This window comes from Cupriavidus sp. FW305-46 (assembly GCF_058787075.1).
The window spans coordinates 31,794-49,382 of the sequence record NZ_JBYSZI010000051.1 but is presented as its reverse complement, the minus strand read 5'-3'; the positions used below and the strand labels follow the sequence as shown (position 1 = coordinate 49,382).

The 17,589-nt window shown below is 69.4% G+C and carries 17 protein-coding genes; 9 read left to right on the top strand and 8 right to left on the bottom strand.

Going from position 1 to position 17,589, the window contains the following annotated elements:
• Positions 1-346 precede the first annotated feature (346 nt).
• Together glnE and rrtA are read left to right on the top strand one after the other, a co-directional pair.
• Positions 347-3,220, top strand: coding sequence for a bifunctional [glutamate--ammonia ligase]-adenylyl-L-tyrosine phosphorylase/[glutamate--ammonia-ligase] adenylyltransferase (glnE, locus tag AC3WON_RS22970; protein WP_492340389.1), 2,874 nt, complete (start codon positions 347-349; stop codon positions 3,218-3,220).
• Positions 3,210-3,848: a rhombosortase gene (gene rrtA / locus AC3WON_RS22965; RefSeq protein WP_492320873.1), complete on the top strand. Its 639-nt coding sequence runs from the start codon at positions 3,210-3,212 to the stop codon at positions 3,846-3,848. The genes glnE and rrtA overlap by 11 nt, the downstream gene beginning before the upstream one ends.
• Before the next feature lie 18 nt (positions 3,849-3,866).
• On the opposite strand, the gene mprA is transcribed toward rrtA, so the two are convergent.
• The 4 genes from mprA to AC3WON_RS22945 all read right to left on the bottom strand — a co-directional run bounded on the left by mprA (position 3,867) and on the right by AC3WON_RS22945 (position 8,842).
• A complete protein-coding gene (gene mprA / locus AC3WON_RS22960; protein ID WP_492320872.1) occupies positions 3,867-5,489 on the bottom strand; it encodes an MprA protease, GlyGly-CTERM protein-sorting domain-containing form in 1,623 nt (540 codons plus the stop codon).
• Between the two features lie 109 nt (positions 5,490-5,598).
• The gene (locus AC3WON_RS22955; protein WP_011614896.1) at positions 5,599-6,048 is read right to left on the bottom strand and encodes a hypothetical protein; all 450 of its coding nucleotides are present in this window, start codon (positions 6,046-6,048) and stop codon (positions 5,599-5,601) included.
• A 55-nt stretch (positions 6,049-6,103) separates the two neighbouring features.
• Positions 6,104-7,858, bottom strand: a complete 1,755-nt coding sequence (gene recN, locus AC3WON_RS22950; protein WP_492320871.1) for a DNA repair protein RecN — start codon at positions 7,856-7,858, stop codon at positions 6,104-6,106.
• 66 nt (positions 7,859-7,924) lie between these two features.
• The gene (locus tag AC3WON_RS22945; RefSeq protein ID WP_492320870.1) at positions 7,925-8,842 is read right to left on the bottom strand and encodes an NAD kinase; all 918 of its coding nucleotides are present in this window, start codon (positions 8,840-8,842) and stop codon (positions 7,925-7,927) included.
• 102 nt (positions 8,843-8,944) lie between these two features.
• On the opposite strand from AC3WON_RS22945, the gene hrcA reads away from it, so the two are divergent.
• The 3 genes from hrcA to AC3WON_RS22930 all read left to right on the top strand — a co-directional run bounded on the left by hrcA (position 8,945) and on the right by AC3WON_RS22930 (position 11,593).
• Positions 8,945-9,979 (top strand): heat-inducible transcriptional repressor HrcA, encoded by a 1,035-nt coding sequence (hrcA, locus tag AC3WON_RS22940; protein ID WP_492320869.1) that lies wholly within the window; start codon positions 8,945-8,947, stop codon positions 9,977-9,979.
• A gap of 106 nt (positions 9,980-10,085) precedes the next feature.
• Positions 10,086-11,201 (top strand): ferrochelatase, encoded by a 1,116-nt coding sequence (gene hemH / locus AC3WON_RS22935; protein WP_492352815.1) that lies wholly within the window; start codon positions 10,086-10,088, stop codon positions 11,199-11,201.
• Complete coding sequence (locus AC3WON_RS22930) at positions 11,198-11,593, top strand: RNA-binding S4 domain-containing protein (protein ID WP_492352814.1); 396 nt, start codon at positions 11,198-11,200, stop codon at positions 11,591-11,593. The genes hemH and AC3WON_RS22930 overlap by 4 nt, the downstream gene beginning before the upstream one ends.
• Before the next feature lie 69 nt (positions 11,594-11,662).
• Here the strand turns inward: AC3WON_RS22930 and AC3WON_RS22925 are convergent, their stop codons facing one another.
• Positions 11,663-12,112, bottom strand: coding sequence for a hypothetical protein (locus tag AC3WON_RS22925; protein ID WP_492352816.1), 450 nt, complete (start codon positions 12,110-12,112; stop codon positions 11,663-11,665).
• On the opposite strand from AC3WON_RS22925, the gene grpE reads away from it, so the two are divergent.
• Complete coding sequence (gene grpE / locus AC3WON_RS22920) at positions 12,111-12,671, top strand: nucleotide exchange factor GrpE (protein ID WP_010809047.1); 561 nt, start codon at positions 12,111-12,113, stop codon at positions 12,669-12,671. The genes AC3WON_RS22925 and grpE overlap by 2 nt on opposite strands.
• An 88-nt stretch (positions 12,672-12,759) precedes the next feature.
• The gene (locus tag AC3WON_RS22915; RefSeq protein ID WP_492320866.1) at positions 12,760-13,188 is read left to right on the top strand and encodes a thioredoxin family protein; all 429 of its coding nucleotides are present in this window, start codon (positions 12,760-12,762) and stop codon (positions 13,186-13,188) included.
• Between the two features lie 15 nt (positions 13,189-13,203).
• Here AC3WON_RS22915 and AC3WON_RS22910 read toward each other — a convergent pair whose 3' ends face one another.
• The gene (locus AC3WON_RS22910) at positions 13,204-14,496 is read right to left on the bottom strand and encodes a phospholipase A (RefSeq protein WP_492352813.1); all 1,293 of its coding nucleotides are present in this window, start codon (positions 14,494-14,496) and stop codon (positions 13,204-13,206) included.
• 133 nt (positions 14,497-14,629) lie between these two features.
• Complete coding sequence (locus AC3WON_RS22905) at positions 14,630-15,061, bottom strand: DUF1841 family protein (protein ID WP_010809044.1); 432 nt, start codon at positions 15,059-15,061, stop codon at positions 14,630-14,632.
• 102 nt (positions 15,062-15,163) lie between these two features.
• Here AC3WON_RS22905 and AC3WON_RS22900 point away from each other — a divergent pair, with 102 nt between their 5' ends.
• Positions 15,164-16,102, top strand: a complete 939-nt coding sequence (locus tag AC3WON_RS22900; RefSeq protein ID WP_492352812.1) for a DMT family transporter — start codon at positions 15,164-15,166, stop codon at positions 16,100-16,102.
• Positions 16,103-16,190: 88 nt separating this feature from the next.
• Entirely contained in the window at positions 16,191-16,778 is a 588-nt protein-coding gene (locus AC3WON_RS22895; protein WP_492352811.1) for a malonic semialdehyde reductase, read from the top strand.
• Between the two features lie 79 nt (positions 16,779-16,857).
• Here AC3WON_RS22895 and AC3WON_RS22890 read toward each other — a convergent pair whose 3' ends face one another.
• Complete coding sequence (locus AC3WON_RS22890) at positions 16,858-17,583, bottom strand: Coq4 family protein (RefSeq protein WP_492320863.1); 726 nt, start codon at positions 17,581-17,583, stop codon at positions 16,858-16,860.
• Positions 17,584-17,589 lie beyond the last annotated feature (6 nt).

Genomic DNA, 17,589 nt, shown 5'->3' with positions numbered 1-17,589 from the left:
CCATCAGCGGGTTGTGGGGCGCGGCTGGACATGCGCAGATTATCCGACAATACTAGCCGCTCTCCAATCTGGTGCCCGGCCGGCTGAAACAAGAACGCGCAAGCTGCGCGCACCCAAAGCGACAATAGCCACGATGGCGCGCCCGCTGCGCGGACAACAGGACGCGAGCAGGTGAACCGCGGGACCAACCACGGGCCGCACCTTTTCTCGCATTTCAAATACTGGAATGACTGCCTCTGAACCGACGAGTTCCGCCGCTGGCGACGCTGCTGACCAACATGGCGCGCGCGCCACACCGGATCCGGCCAATCCGGCGGACCCGCAGCCGGGGCCGGGCGCCGGCACCATGGCTGCCGGCGCCTTCGCCATCACCGCGGCGCAGGAGCTGCAGCCGGCTGACGGGGCTGGCCACGCGGGCGGCCACGTATTGTACTCGGCTGCGTATTCGCACTACGCGCGCCGCGTGCTGCAGGCCCGGCCGGATTTGCCGGCCATCCTGGCCGCCGCGGCCGCCCAGCCGCTGACGCGCGCCTGGATGCAGGCGCGGCTGCAGGCGCTGCACGAGCCCTCGGCCGATGCCGAGGAATCCGCCAAGCGCAGCCTGCGCCGTCTGCGCGCCGAAGTGATGTGCGCGGTGATCGAGCGCGACCTGCGCGGCCTGGCCACGCTGGGCGAGGTCACCGGCGCCATGACCGACCTGGCCGAGCTGGCGATCCAGCACGGTCTGGCGATGCTGGGCGACGACCTGGCCGCCACCTTTGGCCGCCCGGTCGGCGCCCAAAGCGGCGAGGTGCAGGAACTGGTGGTGGTGGGCATGGGCAAGCTGGGCGGGCGCGAGCTCAATGTCTCGTCCGACATCGACCTGATCTTCCTCTATGACGAGGACGGCGAGACCCAGGGCGGCTCGCGCAGCCTGTCCAACCACGAGTACTTCATCCGTCTCGGCCGCCGGCTGATCAACCTGCTGGCCGAGGTGACCGCCGACGGCTATGTGTTCCGCGTCGACATGCGGCTGCGCCCCAACGGCGACGCCGGACCGCTGGCGTGCAGCCTGGGCATGCTGGAGGAATACCTGGTGGTGCAGGGGCGCGAGTGGGAGCGCTATGCCTGGATCAAGGGCCGCGTGGTGTCGGCGCTCGACACGCCGCATGCGCAGCGCACCGCCAGCCTGCTGGCGCGGCTGACCACGCCCTTCGTGTTCCGCCGCTACCTGGACTACGGCGTGATCGCCGCCATCCGCTCGCTGCACGCGCAGATCCGCAGCGAGGCCGCCAAGCGCAGCGGCGGGCTGGCGGGGCATGGCGTCAACCAGCGGTCGTTCAATATCAAGCTGGGCCGCGGCGGCATCCGCGAGATCGAATTCATGGCGCAGGTGTTCCAGCTGATCCGCGGCGGCCAGGACCCCGCACTGCGCGTGCGCCCGACGCTGGAAGTGCTGGCGGTGGCGGTGGAGCGCGGGCTGCTGCCCGCCGGCCAGGCCGAGCAGCTCGGCGATGCCTACCGCTTCCTGCGCCAGCTCGAACACCGGCTGCAGTACCGCGACGACGCCCAGACCCACCACCTGCCGACTTCGCCCGAAGAACAGCTGGCGGTGGCGCAGATGATGGGTTGCGCCGACTGGCAGCAACTGCTGGCGCGCCTGGCGGCGCTGCAGGAGCCGGTGGCGCAGCAGTTCGAGGCCACCTTCTCGGATCCCGATGCCGCCCCGTGCGAAGCGCTGTGGCCGGGCATCGTGTTCGACGACAACGCCGCGCAAGCGCAGGACAACCCGGAACAGAAGCAGGACGATGCGGCCTGCGGCGATGACGCCGCGCCCTGCCAGCGCCTGCAGGCCGCCGGCTTTACCGACTGCACCGGGCTGCTGGACCGGCTGCGCGCGATCGCCTCGTCGCTGCGCTACCGCGCGCTGTCCGAGTCCAGCCGCGCGCGCTTCGACCAGCTGGTGAACCGCGCGCTCGACCTGGCCGCGCGCCAGGAAGACGCCGACAGCACCATCGCGCGCTTTATCGACTTCCTCGAGGCGATCAGCCGCCGCGCCTCCTACCTGTCGTTGCTGTCCGAATACCCGCAGGCGATGGACCGCGTCGCGCAGACGCTGCATGCCTCGCGCTGGGCCGCGGCCTACCTGACGCGGCACCCGCAGCTGCTGGACGAACTGCTGGACAGCGATGCGCTGGCTGGCGCGCCCGACTGGGCCGCCTTCCGCAAGCGCCTGCATGAGCGGCTGCTGGCCGCCGAAGGCCAGATCGAGCAGCAGATGGACATCCTGCGGCGCGAGCACCATGTCGAGACCTTCCGCGTGCTGCTGCAGGACCTGCAGGGCATGCTGACGGTGGAGCAGGTGGCCGACCGCCTGTCCGACCTGGCCGATGCCATGCTCGAGGCCACGCTGGAAACGGTCTGGCGCCAGCTGGCCACGCGCCACCGCGACACGCCGCGCTTCGCGGTGATTGCCTACGGCCGGCTGGGCGGCAAGGAACTGGGCTATGCCTCGGACCTGGACATCATCTTCCTGTACGACGATGACCATGAGCGCGCGCCCGACGTCTACTCCGCCTATGCGCGCCGGTTGATCACCTGGCTGACCAGCCATACCGCCGCCGGTGCGCTGTTCGACGTCGACACGCGGCTGCGCCCCAACGGCGCGGCCGGCCTGCTGGTGACCAGCTTCGAGGCGTTCCGCCGCTACCAGCTGCGCGAAGGCGACAACACCGCCTGGGTGTGGGAACACCAGGCGCTGACGCGCGCGCGCTTCTGCGCCGGCGACGCCGCCATCGGCGACCGCTTCGAGGCGCTGCGCGGCGAGGTGCTGTGCCAGGGCCGCGATGCCGCCGCGCTGCGCGACGAGATCGTGCAGATGCGCCGCAAGGTCGCCGAAGGCCATCCCAACCCGACCGACCTGTTCGACCTGAAGCACGATCGCGGCGGCATGGTCGATATCGAATTCACGGTGCAGTACCTGGTGCTGCTGCACAGCCGTGCGCACCCGCAGCTGACGCGCAACGCGGGCAATATCGCACTGCTGCGCGAAGCGGGCGAGCTGGGCCTGATCGACGCCACGCTGGCACTGGCGGTGGGCGATGCCTACCGGCTGTTCCGCGCGCGCCAGCACCAGCTGCGGCTCGACGGGCAGGCGCACGCGCGTGTGGCGCCCGCGTCGGTGGCGCAGCAGACCGGACAGGTGCGCGCGCTGTGGCAGGCCGTGTTCGGTGAAGCCTGACGCGGCAGTCCCGCCGGCGCCCGCCGGGGCATCGTGGCCGGGGCTGCTGGCGGCGATCGCGCTGGTGTGGGCGCTGTCGGCATGGTTCACCTTCATGCCGTGGTGGCATGCGCACGGCCTCTACCTGCGCGATGCGGTGCGGCTGGACGGCCAGTGGTGGCGCCTGGCCACCGCCATGTGGGTGCACCTGGACGGACACCACTGGCTGGCCGACGCGCTGGCGGCCACCGGCGTGCTGGCCATCGCCGCGCGCGTGGCGCGTGCGCGCATCCTGCTGCTGGTGCTGGTTGCCTGCGGCATCGCGGTGCAGGTGGTGGTGCTGCGCGTGCCGGCGATTGCGTGGTATGGCGGGCTCTCAGGCGCCTTGCACGGGCTGGCCTTGTGGGGCGCGCTCGGGCTGTTGCGGGCCTCGGGCTTGGCGCGCGTCACCGGCGTGCTGCTGTGCCTGGGCGTGCTGGCCAAGGTCTGGGTGGAGCAGTCGTGGCTGGCGCCGGTGGTGTTCGATCCGGCCTGGGGGTTTGGCGTGGTGCGCGTCGCGCACGCGGCCGGCGCCGTCGCCGGCCTGCTGTGCTGGGTCGTGCAGGAGTGGTGGCTGGCGCGGCGCCCGGCCCGCGGCGACGACGCCTGAGCCGGCCAGGCGCCGGGCTTACATGCGGCGCCGCAGCGCGAAGGCCAGCAGGCCGGACAGCGCCAGCAGCAGCGCGGTCCAGGGCGCAACGGCGCCGCCGCCACCGCCACCACCGTTGCCCGAGGCCGGTGCCGGCGCAGCCTGCGCCGGTGGCGTGCCCGCCGCGGTCGCCAGTGCGCCGTCGGCATCGAGCAGGCCGGCGCCGCAGACGCCCGGATTGGTGGTGCAATAGGTGCCGGACGGATGCGGGCGTGCCGAAGCCTTCAGCGCCGCGGTGACCTGGGCCGGGGTCAGCGAGCCATTGACCGCGAACATCATGGACACCACGCCCGAGACCATCGGTGCGGCGAAGCTGGTGCCCGCGGATGACGTCACCACATAGTTGCCAACGCCAGTCTTGCCATCGTTGTTCAAGGTGCGAATGACCGAGGGCGCGGTCGTGCACTGCCCATTGACTATCTGCGAGTTGCCGCACCCGCCGCCCGGCGCGCTGATCGCGACCTGCGGGCCGACATTGGCATAGCTGGCGTTCTCGCCGTCGTTGGCATGCGCCGTGACCGCGATCACGCCGCTGCAGTCGCCCGGCGCTTCCACCGCGCCGCGCTCGTTGCCGGCGGCGGCCACCACCACCACGCCGCGCGCGTTCAGGTCGTTGACGGCCTGTTGCTCAATGCTGCTGCAGGTGCCGCCGCCGAGGCTGATATTGACCACGCGCGCCGGCGTCGGATTGGCCGGCACGTTGGGTACCGACAAGCCGCCGGCCCAGCGCATGGCGTCCACGGTATCGGACAGCAGCGCGCCGCAGCGGCCCGATACGCGCACGGGCAGGATGCGCGCGTTCCAGTCGACGCCCGCGATGTCCTGCGCGTTGTTGGTCTGCGCGCCGAACACGCTCGCCACGCGCGTGCCATGCCAGCTGTTGCCGGTCGCCGTCTGCGTGGGCGTTGAACTGCCGGGGCAGGTAAAGCCGGCCTCGAGATTGTCGCCGGCATCGGTGGCATCGGCGTCGCGGCCATCGCCGTCATTGGAAATGGTGCTGCTGCTGATGAAGTCGTAGCCCGGCAACACGCGCGCCGCCAGGTCGGGGTGCGGCAGGATGCCGGTGTCCACCACCGCGATCACCACGCCGCTGCTGCCGCGGCTGCGGTCCCACGCGCGCGGCAGGTTGACGCCGCCCACCGCCGTGCCGGTACCCATCAGGTAAGGCTGGCGCGAGATGAACTCGGAATCGTTGGGCAGGGTGTCGTGCAGCCGCAGCCAGCGGTCGGGCACGGCATCGGCGATGCGCGGGTCCTGGCGCAGCCGGGCCGCCGCGCCTTCCGGGTCGGCTGCCAGTGCGTCGGGGACCTGCAGCAACTGCAGGTTGCCGCCCATGGCGCGGCGCGCCGTGACGGCAATGCCGGTGCGCTCGCTCAGCTGCTTGAGCGCATCCGCCGCCGCAGGCGTCTTGCTGCTGCCATCGGCGCCATCGCGCCAGCGCACGATGATCTGGCCGGTGTAGGCGGGTGCGGCATGGGCGCCGGCAGCCAGTGCCGCGCTGGCCGGTATCGCGCCGCACACAGCGGCGGCGGCGAAGACGATGGCCCGCCAGCGGCGGGTCACGAGGCTGCTACGGAAGTCGGACTGCGCGGGTTGCGGCATGTATACCTCCTGGGGCGTAGCGCGCGTGGGGGCTTGTTATGTAGCGAATACGATTCAGCGTAGTTGCGCAAGGGCAACCGACGGCTTAAGACCTGTCCTGAATCCGGGCTCAGCTCTGCGGCATGTCGCGGCTGGTGGGAATGTTGCGGTTGGGCTTGAGCACGCGGTCCGGCTCGGCGGTCTCGATGCGGGGCGTGGCGCGCAGGGTCTCGACCGCCTGGTCGATGGTGGCGTCCGCCGACGGCGAGATCGCGGTGACCAGCCAGACGCCGCCGGACATCGGGCGCTTGACCACGTAGCGGATCGGGCCCTTGATCCCGGCCAGCAGCTTGCCGGCATCCTCTGACAGGTTCACTGCGGGCGGCTTGAAGCGCACCATGATGTCGCCAAGGGAACGGTCATCGCTGATGCTGCCCGGCGGCGGGGCCGAGGACTTGGGCTGGGCCTGGCAGGCGGACAGCGCCAGCAGTGCGGCCGATGCGGCGGTGGCGATGGCCAGCACGGCGCGCAGCGATGCGCGCGGTCGTTGCCGGAGGCCGGCTTGCGCTTGGCGGGTCATGGTGAGGCTCCTGTCAGTGTATGGATTGGCGCATGTGCGGGGCGGGCGGGGGCCGTCAGCCGGCGGCGCGGCGGCTGCGCCGGCCATCCTTGCCGCCCGCGCCGCGCGCGGGCTGGCTGCCCTGGCCGCCGGCCATGCCTTGCGCCAGCATTTCTTCCGCATGTTGCAGCGTGGTGGTGGTGACGGTGGCGCCGCCCAGCATGCGCGCGGTCTCGACCACGCGCCCGGCGGGATCCAGCACCCGGATGCGCGAGCGCGTGACCGAACCGTCGCCCGCATCGGTGGTTTCCTTGCTCACCAGCAGGTGGGTGCCGGCCTGCGCCGCCACCTGCGGCAGGTGCGTCACGCACAGCACCTGGCGCGCGCGGCCCAGTTCCTGCAGGCGCCGGCCGACCACTTCGGCCACCGCGCCGCCGATGCCGGTATCGACCTCGTCGAAGATCAGCGTGGGCGTGGGCGAGGCTTCGCTGGTGATCACCGAGATCGCCAGGCTGATGCGCGCCAGCTCGCCGCCGGAGGCCACCCGGGCCAGCGGCCGCGGGCTCACGCCGGCATGGCCGGCGACCAGGAATTCGACCTGCTCGAGCCCATGGCTCTGGCCTTCGTCGAGCGCATTGAGCGCGGCGACAAAGCTGCCGCCGGCCATCGACAGGCCCTGCATGGCGTCGGTGACCGCGGCGGACAGCGCCTGCGCGGCCTGCTGGCGGGCGTGGCTGAGATGCTGCGCCAGGGTCAGGTAGGCGGCCTTGGCCGCGGCCTCGCGCGCCATCACCTTGTTCAGGTCCTGCGCGGCCTGCAGGTCGTCCAGCTGCTGGCGGCGGGCCGCCAGCTCGTCGGGCAGCTGCTCGGGCGGCAGGCGGTACTTGCGCGCGGTGGCGTGCAGCGCCTGCATGCGTTCGTCGACCGCCTGCAGCCGCTCGGGATCGAGTTCGAGCCGGTCGACATAGCGCGTGAGCGAGTGCGCGGCTTCCTCGGCCTGCATCTGCGCGGGCTCGAGCGCGGCCAGCACGTCGCGCAGCGCGCCATCGACATCGGCCAGCTGCTGCAGCTTGTGCACGATGGTATTCAGCGCCGACAGCACCGAGCCGTCGGCCTCGGACAGTGCGTCCAGCGCGGCGCGGCTGCCGTCGATCAGGCCGGCGGCATGCGACAGCCGGTTGTACTCGGACTGGATCTCTTCCCATTCGCCCGGCTGCGGGTTGAGCTTGTCCAGTTCGCCGACCTGCCATTCCAGCCGTTCGCGTTCAAGCTGCATCTCGCGCGACTGGTGCTCGACCGCCTCGCGCTGGCGCACGCAGGCACGCCAGGCGCGCCAGGCCTCGGCCACCGCGCCGGCCTGCTGGGTGAGGCCGGCGTGGGCGTCGAACAGCAGCCGCTGCGCATCGGGGCGCAGCAGCAGCTGGTGCGCGTGCTGGCCGTGGATGTCGACCAGCTGGTCGCCGACTTCGCGCAGCTGCGCCAGGGTGGCGGCGGCGCCGTTGATAAAGGCCTTGCTGCGGCCGCCGGCATCGACCGTGCGGCGCAGCAGCACGGTGTGCACGCCGTCTTCCGCTTCGCTGTTGAGCTCGCGCTCGGCCAGCCAGGCATCCAGTGCCGGGTGGGTCGAGAAGGTGGCGCTGACGCTGGCGCGCGGGGCGCCTTCGCGCACCACGCCGGCATCGGCGCGTTCGCCCAGCACCAGCGCCAGGGCATCGATCAGGATGGATTTGCCGGCGCCGGTCTCGCCGGTGAAGACGGTGAAGCCAGTGGTGAAGTCCAGGTCGAGCGTATCGACGATGACGAAATCGCGGATGGACAGGCTGCGCAGCATCGTGGCGTGGAAGGTAGTCGGTCCGATGGGTTCGGGCTCAGGCTTGGAGGGCGGCTTGATACTGGCTCAGAGGCGGTTGTCTTCGGACGGGTATTCGTGCCAGTGCAGCTTCTTGCGCAGCGTGGCGTAGTAGTTGTAGCCGACCGGGTGCAGCAGGTTGATGGTCTTTTCGGAGCGCCGCACCACGATGCGGTCGCCCGGCAGCAGCGAGGTCAGTGACTGCATGTCGAAGTTGACGCTGGCGTCGCGCGCGCTGGCCACCTCGATGGTGACCTCGGCGTCGTGCGGCAGCACGATCGGGCGGTTGGACAGCGCGTGCGGGGCAATCGGCACCAGCACCACGCCCGACAGCGTCGGGTGCAGGATCGGGCCGCCGGCGGACAGCGCGTAGGCGGTGGACCCGGTGGTGGTCGACACGATCAGGCCGTCCGAGCGCTGGTTGTACATGAAGTGGCCGTCCACCGACACCGCCAGCTCGACCATGCCGGAGATGCCCGAGCGGTTCACCACCACGTCGTTCAGGGCCAGCGCGGAGAAGATGTCCATGTCGTCGCGCACCACGCGCGATTCCAGCAGCAGGCGGGTCTCGGCCTCATACCGGCCGTCGAGCATGTCGGGCAGCACGGTGTGCGCGTCTTCCAGCGCGATGTCGGTCATGAAGCCCAGCCGCCCGTGGTTGACGCCGATCAGCGGCACGTCGTAGCCGGCCAGCTGGCGCGCGATGCCCAGCAGCGTGCCGTCGCCGCCCAGCACCACGGCCACGTCGGCCTGCCGGCCGATCTCCTCGGCGGACAGGGCAGGGTAGGCGGTCAGCCCGGTGGCGAGCGAGGTTTCGCGCTCGAACACCACGTCCTGCCCGTTGCGCAGGATATAAGAGGCGATCTCCTCCAGCGGCCCTTCGATGCCGGCAGTGGAGTACCGGCCCACCAGGGCGACGGTCTTGAACGAAGTGCGCACGGCGCTGGCTCTCGGGGGGGCGGACATGGCGGGATTAGACCATACCGCCATGACGGTTGTCAGCAGGCGCGGGCGGGCGGGCCAGGCCGTCCGCCAGAAGGTCCAAAACTTGCGTAAAATCGGGGCATCATGGATGAACGCTCCAAAACGCTGCTCAAGACCCTGATCGAGCGCTATATTGCCGAAGGGCAGCCGGTCGGTTCCCGCACCCTGTCGAAATACTCGGGGCTGGACCTGTCGCCTGCGACGATTCGCAATGTGATGTCCGATCTGGAGGAAATGGGCTTTATTGCCAGCCCGCACACCTCCGCGGGCCGTATCCCGACCCCGCGCGGCTACCGGCTGTTCGTCGATTCGATGCTGACGGCCAAGCCGCTGGAGCGCAACGCCGACCTGGCCGAGCTGACCGGCCAGATCCAGGACCAGCTCGGCGGCCAGCAGCTGGGGCCGCAGCGCATGATCACAGCGGCGGCGCGCACGCTGTCCAACCTGTCGCACTTTGCCGGCGTGGTGATGACGCCGCGCCGCGCGCAGGCGTTCCGGCAGATCGAATTCATGCGGCTGTCGGACAAGCGCATCCTGCTGATCATCGTCAGCCCCGAGGGCGACGTGCAGAACCGCATCATCCAGACCGAGCTGTCGTACACGCCGGCCCAGCTGATCGAGGCGGCCAACTTCTTCAACTCGCACTATGCCGGCATGAGCTTCGACGCGGTGCGCGGCCACCTGCGGGTGGAACTGCAGGACCTGCGCCGCGACATGTCGCAGCTGATGCAGGCCGCGGTCGAGGCCGGCAGCGTCGCCGAGGACGAGGACGACGACCACGTCTTTATCAGTGGCGAGCGCAAGCTGCTGGAAGTGGAAGACCTGGCCTCCAGCATGGACAAGCTGCGGCGCCTGTTCGACGTGTTCGAGCACAAGACCAGCCTGCTGCAGCTGCTGGACGTGTCCAGCCATGCGCAGGGCGTGCAGATCTTTATCGGCGGCGAAAGCCGGCTGGTGCCGATCGAAGAAATGGCGGTCATCACCGCCCCGTACGAGGTCGACGGCCAGATCGTCGGCACGCTCGGCGTGATCGGCCCTACGCGCATGGCGTATGAGCGCGTGATCCCCATTGTCGACATCACCGCGCGCCTGCTGTCCAGCGCCCTGAGCCAGAACTAGTGCAAAGACTGGCTGGTCTGACAAGCGGCTCCATTCCCGCCGGGCGCGGCAATCGCCGGTGCGCCGCACCGGCGCCGTCCCGGCACCGTGTCAACCCGGAAGCGACATGACGTTTTCTCCCGAACCGGCCTACCAGCACGGCCACGCGCCGCGCACGGCGATCCTGCTGGTCAACCTGGGCACCCCGGACGCTCCCACGCCCAAGGCGGTGGGGCGCTACCTGAAGGAATTCCTGTCCGACCCGCGCGTGGTCGAGATCCCGCGCGCGGCCTGGCTGCCGCTGCTGCATGGGGTGATCCTGCCGCTGCGTTCGCGCGCCTCGGCTCTGAAATACGAATCGATCTGGCTGCGCGAGGCCCATATGACGGGCTCGCCGCTGCTGGTCTACAGCGAGCGCCAGGCCCATGCGCTGCAGCGGCTGATGCACCAGCATGGCCATGAAGTGACGGTCGCGTGCGCAATGCGCTACGGCAACCCGTCGATCGCCTCGGTGCTGGAGGCGCTGCGCCGGCAGGGCTGCGAGCAGGTGCTGGTGCTGCCGATGTATCCGCAATACTCCGGCACCACCACGGCCACGGCCTTCGACGAGGTGTTCCGGGTGCTGGGCCAGTGGCGCAACCAGCCAGAGCTGCGGCTGGTCAAGCATTTCCATGACCACCCGGCCTATATCTCGGCGCTGCACCAGCAGGTCGCCGCCTACTGGGCGCGCCACGGCATGCCGGACTTTGCCCGCGGCGACAAGCTGATCCTGTCGTTCCACGGCGTGCCGCGGCGCACGCTGGAGCTGGGCGACCCCTATCACTGCGAATGCCTGAAGACCGGCCGGCTGCTGGGCGAGGCGCTGGGCCTAGAGCCGGGCCAGTACCAGGTGACGTTCCAGTCTCGTTTCGGCAAGGCGGAATGGCTGCAGCCGTACACCGCGCCGACGCTGGCCGAGCTGGGCAAGGTCGGCGCGGGCCGGGTCGATGTCTTCTGCCCGGGCTTTCCGGCCGACTGCATCGAGACCCTGGAGGAGATCGCCATGGAAGGGCAGACCGAGTTCAAGGTCGCGGGCGGCAAGGATTTCCATTTCATCCCGTGCCTGAATGACGCCGATCCGTGGGTCGCGGCCATGGCCGAGATCGCGCTGCAGCACCTGCAGGGCTGGCCGCTGGCCACGCCGCATCCGCATGAACTGGAAGCACGGCGCACGCGCGCCCAGACCCGGGGAGCGGCGGCATGAACGTCGACTTTGAGCCGGATGCGCGCCAGCGCATCGACAAATGGCTGTGGTGCGCGCGCTTCTTCAAGACGCGCTCGCTCGCGGCTGAAGCGGTGGAGCGCAGCAAGGTGACCGTCAACGGCCAGCCATGCAAGAACTCGCGCGAGGTGAAGCCCGGCGACACGGTGGTGCTGGAAGCGCACCAGCAGCGCTGGGAGCTGGTGGTGAAAGGCATTGCCGCGGCGCGCGGGCCGGCGCCGGTGGCGCAGACGCTGTACGAGGAAAGTGCCGAAAGCCAGTCGCGCCGGCTGGCCGATGCCGAGCGCCGGCGCCTGCAGCCGGAGCCGTCCGCGCAGATCCAGGGGCGCCCGACCAAGCGGGACCGGCGCCGCATCGACCACCTGAAGAGCTGAAATGACAACGCGGCGGTCACCGGGAAGCCCCCGGTGCCGCCGCGCGCTTGGATCAGGGCCAGGTGGCGCTTATTCCTGCGTGACTTCCTGGCTGACGATAGGGACGATGTAGTGCTTGAACACCGCCTTGCCGCTGCCATACTCCGTATCGCGCGGGGTGAATGCGCCGGAAACGCAGATAAAGACGGTCATGACCGCCAATGCGGCCACAAGGCAGAGTGTCACGACTGGCAGCTTATGCATGGCCAACCTTCCGGAAGAGGCACAAAGATGAACCATCTCCACAACCCCGGCATTTTTGTCATTTTTATTACTAAGAATCTTAGTAATTGCGATGCAGCAAAGCAATAAGGTGTCGATTGCATATGCGTGGCCTTTGTAACCGTGTGTTTCCGCGTCACGCCAGCGCCACTCTTGAAAACCTGCGCCTTGCCACCACCTGCACGGAACACGCGCCGATTTACCACCCGCGGCCAGACCCACGGCGGGCCGCGACAATGCATTGATACGGATCGACATGGAAGAACAGAAGCAGACGCCAACCACCCAGACGCCTACGCCCGCTGGCGATGAGGCGGCCAACGCCAGCCAGGAGGCCGGCGCGCCGGAAACCGCTGCCGTCGACGACGTGGCGGCCCAGCTGGCCGCCCTGGAAGCCAAGGCGCGCGAGCATTACGACCTGTATATGCGCGCCGTTGCCGAGGGCGAGAACATCCGCCGCCGGGCGCAGGAAGATGTCGCCAAGGCGCACAAGTTCGCCATCGAGAACTTCGCCGACAACCTGCTGCCGGTGATGGACAGCCTGCAGGCCGCGCTCGCCGACGGCTCGGGCGATATCGCCAAGCTGCGCGAAGGCGTCGAGCTGACCGCGCGCCAGCTGGCCGCCGCCTTTGAGCGCGGCAAGATCGTTGAACTCAACCCGGTGGGCGAGAAATTCGACCCGCACCGCCACCAGGCCATCTCGATGGTGCCGGCGGACCAGGAACCGAATACCGTGGTGACCGTGCTCCAGCGCGGCTACACCATTGCCGAGCGCGTGCTGCGGCCGGCTCTGGTGACGGTGGCGGCACCGAAATAAGGCCGCCTGGGGCGGCGGCGTGCCGTCCTGGATCGCGACCTGACGCCCGGTGCCGGCTGGCCCGGGCGTTTGTCATTCTGGAGCGAGCATGACCACTGAACCAGGCGCCGGCCCGGCGACACCCCCGGCCCCCCACCTCGACCACCGCGCCTTCGAGGCATTCGGCATGCGCGAGGTCGATGACGGCAGCGTCGACGCCGCCATCGCCGCTGCGGGCGATGCGCTGGTGTGCGTGTTCTTCTGGGGGGAGGACTGCTTCAACTGCGAGATGGCCAAGAAGGCCATGCTGGCCAACCCCGAACCGATCCGCGCGCTGGAACTGCGCTGGCTGCATGCCAACGTCTACGCGCATCCCGGGCTGGGCCGGCGCTTTGGCCTGCATGGCATCCCGGTGTTCATGTTCTTCCGGAACGGCAAGAAGCTGGGCCGCGCCACCGGCTGGCATGGCCACGGCCAGTTTGCCGCCGCGGTGGCCAATGCGCGGCTCAAGGCCAGCGGCAAGCCGCTGGCCGGCTGAGTGGGTTCAGCGGGTTCAGCGGGACAGCGAGTAGCCGATGCGGAACTGCCACGGCAGCTTGTGGTTGTAGTCCAGCAGGCTCTCGCCATAGCCGACGAAGTAGCCCGCCATCAGGTAGCCCGCGGTGCCGGGGATCAGCCGCGCCATCGGGTAGGTCAGCTGCGCGTCGACGCTGCCATACCACTTGCGCGTGCCCTTGCGCAGCGTGGCGGAGAACTCCCATGAGTCCGGGCGCCCGTAGGCAATGCCCAGGTCCATGAAGCCGCGGTAGTGGGCGATGTCGGGGTTTTCGCCCTTTTCCACGTAGGCATAGAGCTTGGGCGCGACACGCCAGTGCCAGTCGTTCTGGTCGCCGAAGTAGAAGGTCGGCTTGACGAAGACCGTATTGATGCTGCGCGAGTCGTCGCCGTCGCGGCCATTGGATTCATGCTCCAGGCCGGCCGCCAGCGACAGCCGGCTGATGGCATTGTTGCGCACGCCGGTATCCGACAGGTAATAGAACAGGCTGGGCCGGTAGTTGGTGTCGCGGAACGGCTTGGACTGCTCGGACAGGTCCCATAGCGAGAACTGGGTGTAGGCCACGTAGAGGTTGTCGAACAGACGCTTCGACGCCGGATCTTCGCCCTGGAACAGGCGGTACTTGAAGCTCAGCTGGAACTTGGCGTTGGCCCCGTCATGCGCGCCGACCATGAAATACATCGGGTCATGGAACGACAGCCGGGCGCTGTCGCGCAGGTCGGCCGGAGCGGGTGCGGCAGCGTCGGCGGTGGTGACCGGGGTCACCGGCACGGCGGCTTCGGTGGCCGGCTCCAAGCCGTTCGCTGCCAGCGCCTTGCCGGCAACCGGCGGCTCAGCGGTGGCGGATTCACCGGGCCGCGGCAGGCGGTTCAGCGTCACCAGCACCGGCGCGGCGTCGATGCCGGTGGCATCCAGCCGCACCTGGCCGCGCAGGGCCGGCGGCAGCGCCACCGTGTAGCGGATCGCGCGGTGCTCGCCGCGGCGCAGGTTGACCACGGCCGGGCCCGAGACCTCGCGCCACAGCACCAGCCGCACCGGCGCCTGCAGGTCGCCCGAGGCGGTCACTTCGAGCGTGTCGGGAATACGGTAGCGGCGCGTGGCGTCGTCGGCGCTGACCACCAGCGTCAGCGTCAGCGGCTGGTTGCCGTCGATCACGCGCGGCGGCTGCAACAGCGCCACGCCGGCGTGGCCGGCCAGGGGCCAGGCCAGCATCAGCGACAGGCAGAGCGGGGCAACGGCGCGGCCGGCGGGCGCGAGCCGGCGCCGGCGGGGGAGGGCAATACGGGACATGACTTGCGGGCACCGCGCCGCCATGTGACGGCAACGCGGCTGGGGAAAATTCAGACCCGCAAAGCCTACCACGCACCCATCTGAGGGGTGTGACGAATTGTACGCTGCACTTGATGCGTGACGCGTACCGGACTTAGCGGTTGGCGCGGCGCTTGACGCAATCGACGTAGTGGTCGCCGTCGGGCGGTTGGCCGGTGCGCTGTGCCTGCCACAGCATTTCGCCCAGGCATTCCATCACCTGGTGCTGCGCTTCGTGCGGGGAATCCAGCCTGCGTGCCAGCGCCTCATAGGCCTGGCGGATGCCGCGCGGCTGGTCGACCGAGACCTGCTCGGAGATCGACAGGTGCATCGACAGGTGCAGGAAGGGATTGGTCTGGCCTTGCTCGGGAGTGTAGTCCTGCGACAGCGCACCTTCGGTGTCGCGCAGCAGGCCGTGGTACTCGGGGTGCTCGCCGATCCAGTCGACGGCGATGGCTTCCAGCGGGGTCAGCACGCCGCCTGTGAGCTGCTTCTGCCAGGCATCGCAGAAGAACCGGCGGACTTCTTCTCGTGAGGGATTAAACATGGTGGCGACATTGTAAACGAGGGCCGCGGCCCGCGCTGGCGGCGCCGCTTGTTGCCGGCGGCGCCAAGTAGAATGCGGGATCGCCGACTTCCCGCCCGCCCGATGACCGCTTCCGCCCAAACCGCCACGGACCATGCCCGCGACAAGCTGGCCGGCGTGCTGCTGATCGCGCTGTCGGCCAGCGCCTTTGGCGCCATGGCGATCTTCGCGCGCTTTGCCTACGCGGCCGGCGCGGATGTCTACGGGCTGCTGCTGGTACGCTTCATGCTGGCCGCGGCGGCATTGGCCTGGGTGATGCGCACGCGCGGCATCGCCTTGCCGCCGTGGCGCCGCGTGCTGGCGCTGGCGGCGATGGGCGGCATCGGCTATGTCGGCCAGTCGTTCTGCTTCTTCAGCGCGCTCAACCATGCGCAGGCCAGCCTGGTGGCGCTGCTGCTGTATCTGTATCCGCTGTTCGTGACGATCCTGGCGACCATCTTCCTGAAGGAGCGGCTGACCACGGCCGCGGTGGTCGCGCTGGTGCTGTGCTCGGTGGGCGCCGGACTGACCGTCGGCGGCGGCGAGGGCACGCCGCTGGGGATCGCGCTGGGGCTGGCGGCGGCGGTGATCTACTCGGTCTATATCATCGTCGGCGCGCGCGTGACCGCCGGCATCAACCCGATCGCCACCACCACGGTGATCTGTACCGCGGCGGCGCTGGTCTACGGCGCCGTCGGCCTGCTGCGGATGGGGGCGGGCGCGCCGCCGCAGTTCCCGGCCACTGCCGGCGGCTGGCTGGCGCTGGCGGGCATCGCGCTACTGTCGACGGTGCTGGCAATCCTGACCTTCTTCGCCGGCCTGCAGCGGCTGGGCGCGGCGCAGGCGTCGATGCTGTCGACGCTGGAGCCGGTGGTCACGGTGCTGCTGGCGGCGTTTCTGCTGGGCGAGCATATCGGCACGGCGCAGGCCGTGGGCGGCGGGCTGATCCTGGCCGGCGTGCTGTGGCTGACCCGCCGGGGCAGTGCGCCGGCGCCGGCCCGCGCCGATATGCAAGGGAATTGAATGGGTTGCTCAAAGGCGCTGTCGTGGCGCGCACAAAGCGTTGGGTACAATCGCCCCTTCCCTCAAATCCCGTACAGGAAAGAAGCGCATGTCCCAGATCGACAACGCCGCGCTGGCGCAGCTGTTCACCGAAGCCCGCACGCACAACGTGTGGCAGGACCGCCACGTGGACGACGCCGTGCTGCACCAGATCTATGAAGCGATGAAGTTCGGCCCGACCGCTGCCAACAGCAGCCCGGCGCGCATCGTGTTCGTCAAGAGCGCCGCCGAGAAGGCGCGCCTGGTGGACTGCGTGTCGGCCGGCAACGCCGACAAGACCCGTTCGGCGCCGGTGACGGCCATCATCGCCTTCGACACCGCCTTCCACGACCAGCTGCCCAAGCTGTTCCCGCATGCCGACGCCCGCTCCTGGTACGCCGGCAACGACGAGAAGATCGCCCGCGACGCGCTGATGAACAGCTCGCTGCAAGGCGGCTACTTCATCCTGGCGGCGCGCGCGCTGGGCCTGGACTGCGGCCCGATGGGCGGCTTCGATGCCGACAAGGTCAACGCGGCCTTCTTCCCCGACGGCAAGTGGCAGGTCAACTTCCTGTGCAACCTGGGCTACGGCGAGGCCGACAAGCTGTTCCCGCGCGGCCCGCGCCTGTCGTTCGACGAAGCCTGCCGCATCGTCTGAACGCGCTGCGCACCAACGGTGCCTGAACAAAAAAAGCGACCCACTGTGGTCGCTTTTTTTTGCCTGGCACGCAGCGGCTTCAGGCCGTCCATTCCTGCACGGGATTGCAGGCCAGGTAGCGCCGGGGTTCGGCAATGCCAAGCCGCGCGCGGGCCGCGTCGATGGGTTCGTGCAGCAGTTTCTCGTAGTCTTCGCCCAACAGCCATCGGGCGCGCCGGCCGAGACGGTAGCCCTCCAGCACGGCCCGCGCAAAGGCCAGGCTGCCGCTCACGCGCAGGCTTTTCAGCGACGCCGCGATGGCGATGAAGGCCCAGCCCTTGCCGCCGGTCTGCGCATAGCTGAATGCCACCAGTGCGGCTTCGCCAAGGCTTTCATCGGCCCGGTAGCCGGTGAGCACATGCCAGATGTCGTGGATGTCGCGGGTACGCCGGCCGAACCACATGTAGGCGTCCTCGATCAACGGTTCCTGGTCCAGGTTCGAGACCTTGGCCAGCCCGTCAGCGCTGTAGCCGGTCTGTTCCAGGAACGCGCGATAGGCCGCGCCCACCGTGCCCGCTGCGAACCTGGCCACGTAGGCGGGATCGGACAGGCGCTCCGCCAGCTCGATGCGCTGGTAGACCATGCGCCGCCCGTCGGGCGTGTTCAGCAGCCGGTTGAAGTTGCGGGGCATGGACGGCCCGTTGAGCGCGCGCATGATGCGGAACACCTGCTCTGTGTCGTTGCCGTTCGCCATCAGCTTGCGAACGGCCTGGAACGCGGCGAAGACATTGTGCTTGTAGGGGTTGGAACCGGTGGTGGTGGCCATGGGCGG